The sequence below is a fragment of the Rhodanobacter ginsengiterrae genome, assembly GCF_050026815.1.
GTDB classification, from domain to species: domain Bacteria; phylum Pseudomonadota; class Gammaproteobacteria; order Xanthomonadales; family Rhodanobacteraceae; genus Rhodanobacter; species Rhodanobacter ginsengiterrae.
In genome coordinates this window covers 176,445-190,446 of sequence record NZ_JALBWO010000052.1, presented here as the reverse complement: position 1 = coordinate 190,446, position 14,002 = coordinate 176,445, and the positions used below count along the sequence as shown (strand labels likewise).

The 14,002-nt window shown below is 66.5% G+C and carries 8 protein-coding genes; 4 read left to right on the top strand and 4 right to left on the bottom strand.

Going from position 1 to position 14,002, the window contains the following annotated elements; all coding sequences use genetic code 11:
* Positions 1-271: 271 nt before the first annotated feature.
* Positions 272-2,107, bottom strand: coding sequence for a vWA domain-containing protein (locus tag ACQGNJ_RS08485; protein ID WP_426688799.1), 1,836 nt, complete (start codon positions 2,105-2,107; stop codon positions 272-274).
* Positions 2,108-2,222: 115 nt separating this feature from the next.
* Here ACQGNJ_RS08485 and ACQGNJ_RS08480 point away from each other — a divergent pair, with 115 nt between their 5' ends.
* The 3 genes from ACQGNJ_RS08480 to ACQGNJ_RS08470 all read left to right on the top strand — a co-directional run bounded on the left by ACQGNJ_RS08480 (position 2,223) and on the right by ACQGNJ_RS08470 (position 6,510).
* Positions 2,223-2,696, top strand: a complete 474-nt coding sequence (locus ACQGNJ_RS08480) for a YehS family protein (protein WP_426688798.1) — start codon at positions 2,223-2,225, stop codon at positions 2,694-2,696.
* A 132-nt stretch (positions 2,697-2,828) separates the two neighbouring features.
* On the top strand, positions 2,829-5,078 hold the full coding sequence (locus ACQGNJ_RS08475) for a TonB-dependent receptor (protein ID WP_426688797.1): 2,250 nt from the start codon (positions 2,829-2,831) through the stop codon (positions 5,076-5,078).
* A gap of 1 nt (position 5,079) precedes the next feature.
* Positions 5,080-6,510 (top strand): esterase-like activity of phytase family protein, encoded by a 1,431-nt coding sequence (locus tag ACQGNJ_RS08470; protein WP_426688796.1) that lies wholly within the window; start codon positions 5,080-5,082, stop codon positions 6,508-6,510.
* A gap of 20 nt (positions 6,511-6,530) precedes the next feature.
* Here ACQGNJ_RS08470 and ACQGNJ_RS08465 read toward each other — a convergent pair whose 3' ends face one another.
* Both ACQGNJ_RS08465 and ACQGNJ_RS08460 read right to left on the bottom strand, forming a co-directional pair.
* On the bottom strand, positions 6,531-9,956 hold the full coding sequence (locus tag ACQGNJ_RS08465; protein ID WP_426688795.1) for a trifunctional glycoside hydrolase family 18/polysaccharide deacetylase/glycosyltransferase family 2 protein: 3,426 nt from the start codon (positions 9,954-9,956) through the stop codon (positions 6,531-6,533).
* A gap of 196 nt (positions 9,957-10,152) precedes the next feature.
* Positions 10,153-11,592, bottom strand: a complete 1,440-nt coding sequence (locus ACQGNJ_RS08460; RefSeq protein WP_426688794.1) for a lipase family protein — start codon at positions 11,590-11,592, stop codon at positions 10,153-10,155.
* Positions 11,593-11,746: 154 nt separating this feature from the next.
* Here ACQGNJ_RS08460 and ACQGNJ_RS08455 point away from each other — a divergent pair, with 154 nt between their 5' ends.
* Positions 11,747-12,487, top strand: coding sequence for a YdcF family protein (locus tag ACQGNJ_RS08455; RefSeq protein ID WP_426688852.1), 741 nt, complete (start codon positions 11,747-11,749; stop codon positions 12,485-12,487).
* Between the two features lie 71 nt (positions 12,488-12,558).
* Here the strand turns inward: ACQGNJ_RS08455 and ACQGNJ_RS08450 are convergent, their stop codons facing one another.
* Positions 12,559-13,989: an aldehyde dehydrogenase family protein gene (locus tag ACQGNJ_RS08450; protein ID WP_426688793.1), complete on the bottom strand. Its 1,431-nt coding sequence runs from the start codon at positions 13,987-13,989 to the stop codon at positions 12,559-12,561.
* Between the last annotated feature and the right edge of the window lie 13 nt (positions 13,990-14,002).

The window sequence follows — 14,002 nt, the reverse complement described above, 5'->3', positions numbered from 1 at the left end:
AGGTTAAGGCAAATCGCCGCATGGTGGCTAGGTTGACGCAATTTCCGCGAGAAGCGTTACCCCCTCCCGACCTCCCCCTGCATGCAGGGGGAGGTCGGGAGGGGGTCAGGCTTTTCGCGGATGTGGCTGACCGGCTCCTTCCCCTGCTCGCAGGGGAGGGTCGGGGTGGGGCGCTCTCGCCGGTTCCAGTCCCGCTGTGCAGTGGTGGCCGGGGAAGGGCGGCGGGGCGAGCCTGCCCATGACCGCCACCGCCGCAGCGGGACCGGAAACCTCAGCGCGCGGCGGTGTCGCTGGCACTGCCATGGCCGTGCGTGGCCAGTCCGTCGGCCAGCTTGACCAGTTGCACGAAGCCGGCGCGGTAGCCGTCGGCGTCGTCGCCGCGCGCGCCGTTCGCCAATGCGGCGATCTGCGCATAGCCGTAGCCGTCCAGATACTTGCCGCCGCGCAGCGCATCGGCGAAGGCGGACACGGCGGCGGCGTAGCGCAGGCGTTCGCTGGGTTCTGTCGCAGGCTGGGCCGCGATCGGCCGCTCGATCAGCCGGCTTTCGGATTGCCCCGGCATTTTGTAGCGCAGGCGCAGGAAGGCCAGCTCCTTGCCGTCATGTCTGGCTGACTCGGCATGGCCGTAGCGCAGCGGGTCGATGCGGGCGCCGGCCGATCCGCTCGGGGTGATCTCGTAGATCGCGGTGACGTTGGCACCGGCGCCGATCTCGCCGGCGTCGACCTTGTCGTTGTTGAAATCCTCGCGCTTGAGCATGCGCTTCTCGTAGCCGATCAGGCGGTATTCCTGCACCTGCGACGGATTGAATTCGAGCTGGATCTTCACGTCCTTCGCGATCGTCAGCAGGGTGGCGGACATCTCGTCGACCAGCACGTGGCGGCCTTCCTGCAGGCTGTCGATGTAGTGGTGGCTGCCATTGCCCGCGTCGGCCAGCATCACCGCCATGGCGTCGTTGTAGTTGTCCTGGCCGAAGCCCAGCGTGGTCAATGCCACGCCGCTCTTGCGGTGATCCTCGATGATGGTCTTCAGCGCTTCGGGGTTGACCGTGCCGACGTTGAAGTCGCCGTCGGTAGCCAGAATCACCCGGTTCACGCCGCCCTTGATGAAGCCCTGTTCGGCTTGTGCATAGGCCAGTTCGATGCCGGCGCCGCCGTTGGTGGAGCCGGCCGCCGACAGGTTGTCGATCGCCGCGTCGATGGTGGCGTGCCGATCGCCTGCGGTTGAGGGCAGCACCACGCCGGCGTAGCCGGCATAGCTGACGATGGCTACCCGGTCCTGCGCGCGCAGCTCGCGCACCAGTTGCCTGAGCGAGGCCTGCAGCAGCGGCAGCTTGTCCGCTTCGTTCATCGAGCCCGAGGTGTCGATCAGGAACACCAGGTTCGCGGCGGGGATCTGCGCCTTGGGCACGCGGTAACCCTGGATGCCGACCAGCAGCAGCTGGCGCTGCGCATTCCACGGCGCGGGTGCCAGCTCGGTGGTGACGCTGAAGGGCTGCTGGCGATCGGTCGGCGGCGCGTAGCCATAGTCGAAGTAGTTGATGAACTCCTCCGCGCGCACCGCGTCGGCCGGCGGCAGCTGGCCCTCATTCAACATGCGTCGCACATTGGTATACGACCCGGTGTCGACGTCGATGCTGAAGGTGGACACCGGCTGCTCGCTGACCAACTGCACCGGGTTGCTGTCACGATGGGTGTAGTTCTCGCGGTTGACCTCGCCGGGCATCGGCTGCGGCAGGATCGGCGACGGCATGTAGACCATGCGCTTCGCGCTCTGCGCGTTGTGGGACATCCCAGCCATCTCGGCCAGCGCCGGCGGTGCCGGAGGCGCAGGAGGGGCGGGCGGCGCCGCGAATGGGCGGCCGATCTGGCGCGACCGTGGCGGGGCAGCCTGGTCGACCAGGCCGTCAGTCTTGCCCGAGACCTTGTCCTGCGCGACGGCGGGCGGGGCGGCCATGGCCGGTTCCACCCTCGGTTGCCGGACAGGCGGTGGCGGTGTGCTGCTGTTCTTGTGCGGTGGCGTATCGGTTTCGGGTCGGGACACGCTGCAGCCGGCGACCATCACCAGCAGGGCCAGCAACAGGCTGCGCAGCAGGGCTTTCAGTTTCATCGGGCGGTTCTCCTCTCTCGTGGTGAAAGGTGAAACGCGGCGTACGGGCAAACGGGGTCAAGACGGGCGCGGCGCGGTAGCATGGCGCCCCAAGTGCGGCATCCACCGGAATGACATGATCAACAACGACGTATTGCGCTCCATCCGCTACATGCTCGACCTGAGTGACGGCAAGGTGGTCGAACTCATCCATCTGGCCGACGCCAATGCTCCGGTCACGAAGGAAGATGTGCAGGCGTTCCTGAAGAAGGACGGCGAGCCGGATTATCTGGAGTGCAGCAACCAGACGCTGGCGCTGTTTCTGGACGGCCTGGTGTTCCATCGCCGCGGCAAGGACGAAAGCCGGGCGCCGCGGCCGCCGGAAAAGCGCGTCACCAACAACGTGGTGCTGAAGAAGCTGCGCGTGGCGTTCGAGCTGAAGGACGTCGACATGCACGAGGTCCTCGCCGCCGCTGGCTTGCCGATCTCCAAGCCCGAGCTCAGCGCGCTGTTCCGCCAGCCCGGCCACAAGAACTTCAAGCTGTGCGGCGACCAGCTGCTGCGCAATTTCCTGAAGGGTCTGACGATGCGGGTGCGCGGGAACGGTTGAGTATGCCGCGCGCCGGGTGCGCATGGCCGCGAGCCGTGCCTGCCACCGTCACGGTGCGTGACATCCGGTTGCAGCATTTTCGCAACGAGCGCCGCCTACGCTGCTGGGCTTCCCTCAGCCGGCTGCCGCTTCATGATCGCTTCGCATCGCCACCCGAATCCGCCTCGCTCCGTCGGCAACGCCATCGCCCGCCTGCTGGCGCCAAGCCGTTGCGCGCTGCTGCTCGGCATGGTCCTGGGCAGCGCGGCGCACGCGGCGGATGTCCCGGCGCCGGCAGGTGTCGCCGATGCTGCCGCAGCCAAGCAGCTGACCGAAGTGGAGGTGCGCGCCGACCTGGCGAAGTCCGCGCAGACCCAGGCGTTCACCCAGAGCGAACTGGATGTCCTGCAGCCGCAGTCGGTGATCGGGCTGGATTACATCAGCAACCACGTCGCGGCGACCTCCGACTACGCCAGCATCGCGGCGATCGCGCCAGCCGTGGCCAATGTCAGTCCGGCCGGGCCCGGGCTGGGCGAGTCGAAGCAGATGACCCTGCGCGGGTTCAGCGACAACCAGTACAACGTGACCTACGACGGCATTCCGTTCGGCGACAACAACGATTTCAGCCACCACACCAGCAGCTACTTTCCGGCCAAGGTGCTGGGTCAGATCGTGGTCGACCGCGGTCCCGGCGGTGCCAGCCAGCTCGGCCAGGCCACCTTCGGCGGCACCGTGGCCCTGTCTTCCAAGGACGCCACCGATCATTTCTCGTTCATTCCGACGCTCAGCGTCGGCAGTTATGGCACCACGCTGACGCATCTGGAACTCAACTCCGGCCGCATCGACTCGCTGCACGGCGGCAAGCTGATCGTCAGCGCCCAGTACAACGACACCAATACGGCGCAGACCTACTCGCCGATGAATCGCAAGACCGGTTACATCAAATATGTGCAGCCGATAGGCAACAGCACCGAACTGACCTTTCTCAGCAACTACAATTACATCCGCTTCAACAAGCCGAACAAGGGCAGCCTGACCACGGCGCAGATCGCTGCGCTTGGCCGCGACTACGGCCTGACCAACGATCCTGCCAGCGTCGACTACCGGGGCTACAACTACCAGACCAAGCAGACCGACCTGGAGTACCTGGGCATTGCCAGCCAGCTCAGCGACAACTGGCATCTGGACGACAAGTTCTATACCTATGCCTACGCCAACACGAGTCACGAATCAGCGTTCAAGGGCACCGTCTCCTCGCCGAACGCCATGGGCGGCTACATCAAGATCAACAATTATCGCGCCTGGGGCGACACCTTCCGGCTGAGCCACCGTGACGACGCCGGTGAACTGCGTCTGGGCGGCTGGTACGAATGGCTGCACAACGATCGCAGCAGCAAGGCGATCGACTATGCCAACGGCGAACAGCTCAACGTCAAGCCGGGCAAGAGCGCGCTGAGCGCATACAAGTACCTGATGCGCGATTCGATCTACACCACCCAGCTGTTCGCCGAGTATGCGTGGAATGCCAGCGACAACCTGGTGATCGTGCCCGGCGTGAAGTACTTCAATGCCCGCCGCACCATCGACGCGCCGTCTAATCAGACCACCAAGCAGCCGCTGAACTACGGCCAGAGCTGGGACAAGATGCTGGGCTATCTCAGTGCCAACTATCGGCTGACCGATGCCTGGAGTGCCTATGTCCAGGCCGCGCAGGGCTTCCTCACGCCCAATCTCAACCAGTTCTACGTGGTCGATCCGGCCGCCAACAAGGTCAAGCCGCAGCAGACCATGAACTACCAGCTCGGCACGGTGTACAAGGCCGATCGTCTCGATGCCGACATGGACGTGTACTACATCGACTATCAGAACTTTCCGATCACCCAGGTCGATCCGGTCACCAACGAGGACGTCTACATCCTCGCCCGCGGCGCGCGCATGAGCGGCGTCGAAGCGGAGGCGACGTACTACCTGGGCAAGGGCCTGAGCGTGTTCGCCAACGGCTCGATCAGTCGTGCCACGTTCAAGCGCTCGGGCCTGGACGTTCCCAACGTGCCCAGCGGCACGGCGGCACTGGGTGGCAGCTTCGAGCAGAACGGCTTCTTCGCCTCGTTGACCGAGAAGTACGTGGGACCGCAGAAAGTCTATGAGGGCGATTTCAATCCGGACGTATTCGCCAGCGTCACCAACACCGGTCGCTCGGGTGGCTTCTGGCGCGCGGCAATGAGCGTTGGCTATGGCCAGAACCTCGCCGGAACGTTCCTCAAGAGCTACAAGCTGCGCCTGCAGGTGGACAACCTGTTCGACGCCAGGCAGAACGTGGCCGACTCGCTCAAGAAGGGCAGCATCTACTACCTGGTGTTGCCTGGCCGCAGCTGGTTCGCCTCGGTCTCGCTGGCGTTCTGAGATGACCGGCGAACACGGTTTCCGCGCTCACTTGCACCGCCTGGCACTACCGATCGCGCTGGCGCTGGCCTGCCTCGCGTCGCCCGGGGTGCGGGCCGCCGTGCAACTGATCGCCGTTGGCTCGCTGGATGCCCACGGCGGCGACAAGGCGGTGCTCACCGCTGCGTCGCTGGAAAATGGCGCGCCGGGCAACCTGCTGGGCGGCCTCGGTTCGGGATTGGCGCAGCTGCGCTGCAGTCGGTTCCTGGCGATGCCCGACCGCGGACCCAATGCGGTCCGTTACAACCCGGCGGTGAGCGATACCACGTCCTACATCGCGCGCTTCCACACGCTCGATCTGCGCCTTAGGCCGACCGCGCACGGTCGCTTGAAGTACACGCTGGTGCCGACGCTGCAGGCCACCACCCTGCTGTGGTCACCCACGCCGCTGGTCTATGGCGATGGCAGGGCGGTGGGCCTGCGCTCCGGCAAGCCGTCGCTTGACCGCGATGGCCACGACTACTTCACCGGTCGCTCGGACAATTTCTCCGCCGATGCCGACTCGCTCCAACCCAACGCGGCGCGGCTCGACCCGGAGGGCATCCGCGCGAGCGCCGACGGCAAGCGGTTGTACATCAGCGACGAGTACGGTCCGAGCATTCGCGAGTTCGACCGCGCCAGCGGCCGCCAGCTGCGCGTGCTGGCGCTGCCGCAGCTGCTGGCCGTGGCCCACCCGTCGCCGGATACCCGGCAGGAGCTGCGCGACAACCAGCGCGGCCGGGTCGCCAACCATGGCATCGAAGGCATTGCCGTCAGCCCTGACGACAGCACGCTGTTCGCGATCATGCAGGGCGCGCTGATCCAGGATGGCGGCAAGCATGCAGGCATGACCCGGCTGCTCCGGATCGACCTGCGAACCGGTGCCGTGACGCAATATGCCTATCCGCTCGATCACATCGACCATGCCGGTCATGCAGGCTACGCCGGTGCCAGCGACCTGCTGGCGGTGGACGGCAGGCGCTTGCTGGTACTCGAGCGCGACAGCCGTGGCCTGGGCGCCGCCAGCAAGGCGATGATCAAGCGGGTCTATGAAGTCGATCTGAGTCAGGCCACGCCGATCGGCGGAGGTCAGGGCGTGGCGACCTTGCGCCCGCTGGCACTGCACAAGGTATTGTTTGTCGACATCGTCGCCGCGCTTGCCGCTGCCGGGGAAAACCCGGCCAATATCCCGGAGAAACTCGAGGGGCTGGCGTTCGGTCCGCAGGCCCGCATCGAGGGCAGGCGCATGGACACGCTCTACATCGCCAGCGACAACGATTTCCTGCCTGACATCAAGGATGCCCTGCATCCTGCCGGCAAGGCCAACTCCAACCGCTTCTTCGTGTTCGCCTTCGATGCTGCCGATCTGCCGGGATATGTGCCGGCACCCGCCACGGCACACTGCAACGGGTAAGGGGGCCACGCTGGCGCCGGTCAGGTCCTCAGTTCCTCGCCGGTGTTCACCGTCGCCTTGCGCTCCTGCTTGCCCCAGCCGACCGACGGGCCGCGAATGGCCGTCCATACCGAGCGTACCACCACGTAGTACATCAGCTGGCGGTAGCCGAAGCGCTGCAGTACCAGCCACCACAGCAGGCTCCACTTTTCCTTCTTCTCCATCGCGAAGGCGAGCGCGGCGGCGGCCAGGTCCACGCTCATGAAGGCGGCGTAGAACACCAGCATGCGGATCAGGTTGGTGTCGTCGAACTGGCCGCGATGCTGCAGGTAGTCCAGTGCGGTGGCGACGATCTGCCAGACCAGCACCAGGTCGACCAGCGGCGACACCACCGAGAACAGGATCTGGAACAGCCACACCTGCGGCAGCGCGATGGTGCCCAGCGAGCCATAGCGCGGGTTGAAGGTGGCGCCGCGATGTTTCCACAGGCATTGCAGCGTGCCGTAGGCCCAGCGGAAGCGCTGGCGGGCGAGGCCGCGGGCGGTGTCCGGTGCTTCGGTCCAGGCGATCGCCTCGGCATCGAACAGGGTCTTGTAGCCGGCTTTCTGCACCGCGATGGTGAGGTCCTGATCCTCGGCCAGGGTGTCGGCCGGGAAGCCGCCGAGTTGCTCCAGCGCTTCGCGCCGCCACGCGCCGACGGCGCCGGGCACCACGGTGATCGCGCCCAGCGCAGCCAGCGCGCGGCGCTCCAGGTTCTGCGCGGTGATGTATTCCAGCGCCTGCCACAGGGTGATCAGGTTGACCCGGTTGCCGACCTTGGCATTGCCGGCCACCGCGCCGACCTTCGGGTCGATGAACCAGCGCACCAGACGCGGGATCGTATCGGGCTCGAACTGCGTGTCGGCATCCAGCGCCACGACCACCGCGCCGTTCGATTCGCGCAGCGCGGTGTTCACCGCGTGAGCCTTGCCGCCGTTGGGGATGGTAAGCAGGCGCACTCGCGGCTCGTCGGCATAGTGCTGGCGCACCACCGCCGAGGTGGCGTCGAGCGAGCCGTCGTCGACCACGATCACTTCGAGATTCGCGTAGCGGCTGCGCAGGATCTGGCGGATCGAACTGGCGATCACCTTCTCCTCGTTGTAGGCGGGGATCAGTACCGAAACCAGTGGCGGCTGGTCGCCGAGCACCGGTACCACGCGCCGCTTTTCGCGTGCCCGGTTGAGCAGGGCCAGGCCGCCCAGCAGCACCAGCCGCGCCACGCCAAGCGCGATCGCCACGGTCAGCAGCCAGCGGATGAAGTGGCCGAAGAAGCCCAGCCCCAGGAACACGATGCGATCGGTCCATTGCGACAGCGAGCCCGGGGCGATCGCGGGCATGGTCTGCTCGCGGGTGAGCCCGGCCAGCTCCGACACGGTGACGAACTGGTAACCCCGCGCACGCAAGCCATCGATGATCCGCGGCAGCGCGGCGATGGTCTGCGAGCGTTCGCCGCCGCCATCGTGCAGCAGCACCACCTGGCCCTTGCGCGCGACGTTGCTGGTTTCGATGCCCGCCACGACATTGTCGACGATCGCGTCGACACCTGGGCGCTGCCAGTCTTCGGCGTCCACATGCAGGCCGACCGACAGGTAGCCCATTTTCTGGGCGATCTGGATCGGCACCAGTTCGTCGGCGGTGGTCGGCTCGGCGTCGCCGAAGTAGGGCGCGCGAAACAGCCGCATCGAATGGCCGGTCAGCGCCTCGAACAGGCGCTGGGTCGCGTTGAGTTCCAGCGAGACCATGCCGGGCGGACTTTCGCCCAGGTTGGGATGGGTGAAGGTGTGGTTGCCGACATCGTGACCTTCGTTCACCTCGCGCTGCACCAGCTTGGGCGACATCTCGGCGTTCGCGCCGATGATGAAGAAGGTCGCCGGCACGTGCCTGGCCTTGAGAATGTCGAGGATCTGCGGCGTCCACTCGGGGTCGGGGCCGTCATCGAAGGTCAGCGCGATCTTGTGCGGCAGGGTGCCGGCGCGCTGGATCACGTACGAGCTGGGCAGGCTGGCGTAGCTCTCGTCGTCGATGCTGCCGTCGTCCTTGTCGACCTCGACGGTGCGCGCGCCGGGCGAGGGCTGCGCGGCAATCTCCAGCACCTCGCCCTGGCCTTCGATGTCGATGTCTTCGCCCGCGCCGATGGTGCGCAATTGATCGGGCGCGGGCGCCGCATACGGGCGGCCGAATACGGACCACACCGACGGATCTTCCGAGCCCAGCCGCCACAGCGCGTAGCCGTAAGGCTTGTATTCGTCGGCGGCGTGGATCTGGTTGTAGGCGGTGACGCCATCGAGGAACCACACCTGATGCGTGCTGCCGTCATCCTCGTCGTAGGAGAAGTGCGGGTTCTGCGTGGCCGGATCGAATGCGATGTCGGCCTGCGCGTCGGAAGCGCGGTCCATCGCATCCTGGAAGGTCAGCGCTTCGGCATTGTTGCCGTGCGACCAGTCATAGCCGTAGCTGCCGATCGCCACGATGGTCTGGTCGGGGTCGAGCTCCTTCATGCGCTTTTCCAGCGTCTGCTCGAACCACGCCTGGCCGGCGATGCTGCCCGGGGTCTTGCCGGCCCAGTGCTCGTCGTAGGCCATCAGCACCACGAAGTCGACGATGTCGGCGTAGCCGGCGTAATCCCAGCTGGCGTCGTCGAACGGCACCGACAGCACGATGCCCCAGCCGTGCGGGTCGAAGGCGTCGTTGAGTTCGCCGAGGAAGGCCTTCAGGTCCGGCTGCGCGGTATCCGGGATGTCCTCGAAGTCGATCGTCACGCCCTGGAGATGGTTTGCCGCGATGAACGCCACGATCTGCGCGATGCGTGCCTGGCGCAGCGTCGGGTCGGCCAGCATGCGGGCCAGACCGGGGCCGTCCCAGTTCGCATCCACCGCGTTCTGCAGCAACGGCAGGATCGGCGTGGAGGGCTTCTGCTTGCGGATCAGGTTGAGCGCCTTGGCATCGACACTGGTGTGCAGCGCCATGTCCTTGCCGCTCAGGCTCATCCACGAGGGAATTACCCAGTCCAGCTGCGGCAGGCTGCGTTTCAGCGCGGAATAGCTGCTGTCGTCCCAGTTGACGTAGAAGCCGATGGCCAGCGGGCGGTCGGCCGGCTTGTCCAGCGACAGTGGCGGCACGTGGGTGGCCGGCGACTTGCTGGCGTGGATGCGCGGCGCATGCAATTGCTTCTGCCGGGCGCGCACCTCGGCGGCCAGCCTGGCGGCCGGTTTCAGCAGCTCCGGTGCCACCGCCTTGACGTTGGCCAGGGCATGCCGCGTCCTGGGGTGTTCGCCGATATGCAGGCCGGTCATGTTCGGCCCGACGAACAGGCTGATGGCGCATGCCACCACGAACAACGTGCTGACCACGCCGGCGAGCAGGGCCACGCGGGAAACATGGGTTGCGCGTCGGCCGGAGGGGTCGAAGAAGATCGGTTTCTTTTGCATGCCTGGGCCGGGTCGACGGATACCGCTTGGCGCCCATCCGGTCGGCCCTCGAAATGGAACGAGCGCGCGGATGTCGCGAGTGCGCAGTATCGCCGATCTGCCGTGTGCTACACGCTCCCCGGCCAGGCTCAGTCAGCCGGTGTTGCCATCGGGACGCGCCCGACGGCGTCGACTTCGATGGCATGCCGCCGAACGGTCAGGCGATCACCGCTCCCGGCACCGGCTTGCTGAAATCCTCGGGAGCCAGGTTCCGGGTCAGCCGGAACACGCCTTCGCCGATCTTGCGCGGCAGCACCACGTCGAGAACGGTGGTCTGGTGTGGCGCGAGAATGGCGAACAGGTCGTCGGCGCTCGCGCTGCGCGCCAGTGCATGGTGGACCAGTCCGGCCAGGTCGATCGGCTGCACGCTGGCGCCATACGGGCGATGACTGGGAACGGCGGAGCGCAGGGTCTTGCGGCTGCTGCGCGGATCGGCCACGCGGTCGTCGCCGGCGAGCAGGCTGTAGTCGAGGAACAGCGAGATGGTGGTGCGCTGTCTCGAGTTGGCCTGGCGATCGAGCAGGAAACCTTCGGGCAACAGGTCGGCGCTGGCCTGGGCGCCGGCAACGAGCAGGAAGCCGGCGCCGGTCAACGGTTCGCCGGCCTCGTCGGTGAGCCGCACGATCAGCAGGCTGCGCGGGTCGTGGATGTGCACGCGCGGGGCGAACGGGCCAGCCGGCTCCAGTTCGACCTTGTCCGCGTCGCGCGCGGCATTTTCGCGCTCGAAAGCATCGCAAAGCGCGCCGTAGTCATCGGCGCTGCGCACCTGCAGGCAACGCAGGATGGCGGCGACCGTGGCTGGCGCCGCGGCGGCCATGATGCCGAGGTTGTCGCCGGAATGGGCGGCGCCGGCGATCAGCTTGAATGCGCAGCGCGGGCCACGGTTGAGGTTGAGCGCCAGCGTGTCGACGTTGCCGGCGCTGCCTGGCTGTGGCGAAAGTACGGCGTGGTGGGCGTTGAGGTTGGCCGCGGCGATGCGCACCACACCATCGGAGCCGTCTTCGCCGGTATAGCTGTTGAGGTGGTCGTACAGCTGGCGATCGGGCCGGTCGCCGGTGAGCACGAACTGGAACTGGCCGCGGCGCAGCGGGTCGTCGCTGTGGATGTAGTCGAGGTTGAGCGACAGCGATTCGGCGCTGCCCAGTTCCAGCCAGTCGAGGATCCGCTGGCCCGGTTCCACGCCGCCGAACCACGCCTTGAGCCGGCCGAGCAGGCCCTTGCCCAGTTGCGCCAGCGCCGAGCCGAAATTCGCCGGTGCCAGCATCACCAGATGGCTGAGCCGGATCGTGCTGTGCGTGGCTGGCCGGTCGCGCTGCGCGCGCAGCCACTCGCGAATCACCGGGCCGCCGGTGGAGTGGGTGATGCAGGCGAAGCTGGCATCGAGCAGATGCAGGTCGCGCAAGGCATGGTCGAACGCGCGCACCAGGTCGGCCATGGTCACCGCGTCATCGAAGCTCACGTATTCGGACAGCCAGATGTCGGCCAGGGTCAGCGGAAGCCCGGCAGCGGCGGCCTGTTGCTGCAGCTGCTGTGGCAGTTGGCCGTAGGTCGAGGTGTCGGTGACGCTCCAGCCGTGCACGAAGACGAGGGTGGTCATGCGCAGACTCCCATGCGTGGGTCCATTCCAGGCAACGTCCGCGCCGCCATCGGTGTGGCATGGGCCACGATCAGTTCGGCGCGGGGCACCGGCATAATGGCACCAGTACCCATCATCATCCACTGGCCTGCCGATGACCGTGAACGTGCTGCTGATCCTGATCGTGCTGGCGAGCGTGCTGGCGCTGCTGCGCTGGCGGCGCTGCAGCCGCGTGCTGTTCGGGCTGGCCGTCGCGGTGCTGCTGGCGACAGGTTGCGGAGCGCTGCCGATCTGGCTGATGACACAGCTGCAGTCGGACGTGGCGGCGCCATCGCCGGTGGCCTGGGGCCAGCGCAACGTGATCATCCTGCTGGGTGCCGGTACGGTCCGCGTGGGCCAGGGCACGCAGGTCGAGGCCAGCCTGTTTGCCTATGGGCGGATCAGCCTGGCGGCAATGCTGTATCGCGATTGCCGCCAGGCCGCACGCGAGTGCAAGGTCGAGGTGAGTGGCGGCGACGCGCGCGGACTGGGCCGGTCCGAAGCGGCGATCTATGCCGGCGACCTGCAGCGGCTCGGTGTCGATGCCGCCGACCTCATGCTGGAATCGCGCAGCATGAACACCTGGCAGAACGCGCAGTTCAGCGGTCCACTGCTGGCAGCGTATCGGCCGGACCGCGTACTGCTGGTGTCGTCCGGCTTCCACCTGCGTCGCGGCATGCTGTATTTCAGTCACTTCGGCATCCATGCCACGCCGGTGCGCGCCGATTACGTCAACGGCGTTGGCTCATGGCTGCCGCTGTCGTACAACTTCGTGATGGCCGACCTGGCGCTGCACGAGTATGTCGGCATCGCGCGCTATCGCTGGTACAACGCGATGGGCTGGAACGTGCAGGCGACGAAAGCCGGGGCTTTGTAGGAGCGCACCCTGTGCGCGATAGCTGTTCGTTACGTGGCGGAGAACATCGCGCACAGGGTGCGCTCCTACGGTCACGATTCGCGCATCACCATCAGGCGGATCTCGGTCATGTCCTCGATCGCGTAGCGGATGCCTTCGCGACCCAGCCCGGACAGCTTGATCCCGCCGTAGGGCATGTTGTCGACACGGAAGCTGGGGACGTCGTTGACCACCACGCCGCCTTGCTCCAGTTCGTTCCACGCACGCATGGCATGGTCGAGACTGTCGGTGAAGATGCCGGCCTGCAGGCCGAAGTCGGAATCATTGACCATCTTGATGGCGTCGTCGAACCGGGTGAACGGAGCGAGCAGGGCGAACGGACCGAACGCCTCCATGCGGTTCGCCTTGGCGTCGGCGGGCACGTTTTCCATCAGCGTGGCATCGAGCATGTTGCCGTTGCGCTTGCCGCCGCAGAGGATCTTGCCGCCGGCCTGCTTCGCATCGAGGATCCAGTCGTGCAGGCGCGTGGCGGCGGCCTCGTCGATCATCGGGCCGAGGAACACGTCTGCTTGCTTCGGATTGCCGGCCTTCAGTTTCCTGGTGGCGGCGACCAGCTTGCGTTTCAGCGCTTCGTAGACATCGGCGTGGGCGTAGATGCGCTGCACGCCGATGCAGCTCTGGCCGGACTGGTAGAACGCGCCGAACACAAGTCGCTCGACCACCTTGTCCAGCTTCGGGCCCTGATCGGCATCGACGATGCACGCGGCATTGCCGCCCAGTTCCAGCACCACCTTCTTGCGGCCGGCGCGGGCTTTCAGTTCCCAGCCGACCTGGCCGCCGGTGAACGAGAGCAGCTTGAAGCGTTCATCCTCGACCAGCGGCGCGGCGTGCGCCCCGTCCAGAGTGAGGATCGAGAACGCGCCCTTCGGCAGGTCGGTCTCGGCCAGCACCTCGCCGATGATCAACGCGCCGATCGGCGTCTTCTCAGCCGGCTTGAGCACGAACGGGCAACCCGCGGCGATCGCCGGCGCCACCTTGTGCGCGACCAGGTTCAGCGGGAAATTGAACGGCGTGATGAAGGAGACCGGGCCCAGCGGCACGCGTCTGGTGTAACCGTGATAGCCGTCCAGACGGCTGGCCAGTTCCAGGTTCAGCGTCTCGCCGTTGATGCGCACCGCTTCCTCGGCGGCGATGCGGAACGTCTCGATCAGCCGGGTCACCTCGCCGGCGGCATCCTTGATCGGCTTGCCCGCTTCGATGCACAGCGCCTCGGCCAGCTCGTCGCGGCGCTCGCTGAAGCGCTGCGCGCAATGCTGCAGCACGGCTTGCCGCGCCCACGGTTTGAAGTTGCGCATCGGCGTGGTGGCTTTCACCGCGGCAGCGATGGCTTTCTCGGTGGCCTTGGCATCCGGTAAGGCGACCCGGGTAGCGATCCTGCCGGTGTATTTGTCGCGCACGACCAGGTCGGTATTCGGTTGTTGCGGCTGGTTGGCGAGGTAGTAGGGATAGCTTTTCTTGAGCATGGCAACGCTCCGG

Bases quoted from the DNA above. Each gene is read 5' to 3' on its own strand.
- ACQGNJ_RS08460 (WP_426688794.1), bottom strand. From the start codon at position 11,592: ATGACCACCCTCGTCTTCGTGCACGGCTGGAGCGTCACCGACACCTCG.
- ACQGNJ_RS08465 (WP_426688795.1), bottom strand. From the start codon at position 9,956: ATGCAAAAGAAACCGATCTTCTTCGACCCCTCCGGCCGACGCGCAACC.
- ACQGNJ_RS08485 (WP_426688799.1), bottom strand. From the start codon at position 2,107: ATGAAACTGAAAGCCCTGCTGCGCAGCCTGTTGCTGGCCCTGCTGGTG.
- ACQGNJ_RS08475 (WP_426688797.1), top strand. From the start codon at position 2,829: ATGATCGCTTCGCATCGCCACCCGAATCCGCCTCGCTCCGTCGGCAAC.
- ACQGNJ_RS08470 (WP_426688796.1), top strand. From the start codon at position 5,080: ATGACCGGCGAACACGGTTTCCGCGCTCACTTGCACCGCCTGGCACTA.
- ACQGNJ_RS08480 (WP_426688798.1), top strand. From the start codon at position 2,223: ATGATCAACAACGACGTATTGCGCTCCATCCGCTACATGCTCGACCTG.
- ACQGNJ_RS08450 (WP_426688793.1), bottom strand. From the start codon at position 13,989: ATGCTCAAGAAAAGCTATCCCTACTACCTCGCCAACCAGCCGCAACAA.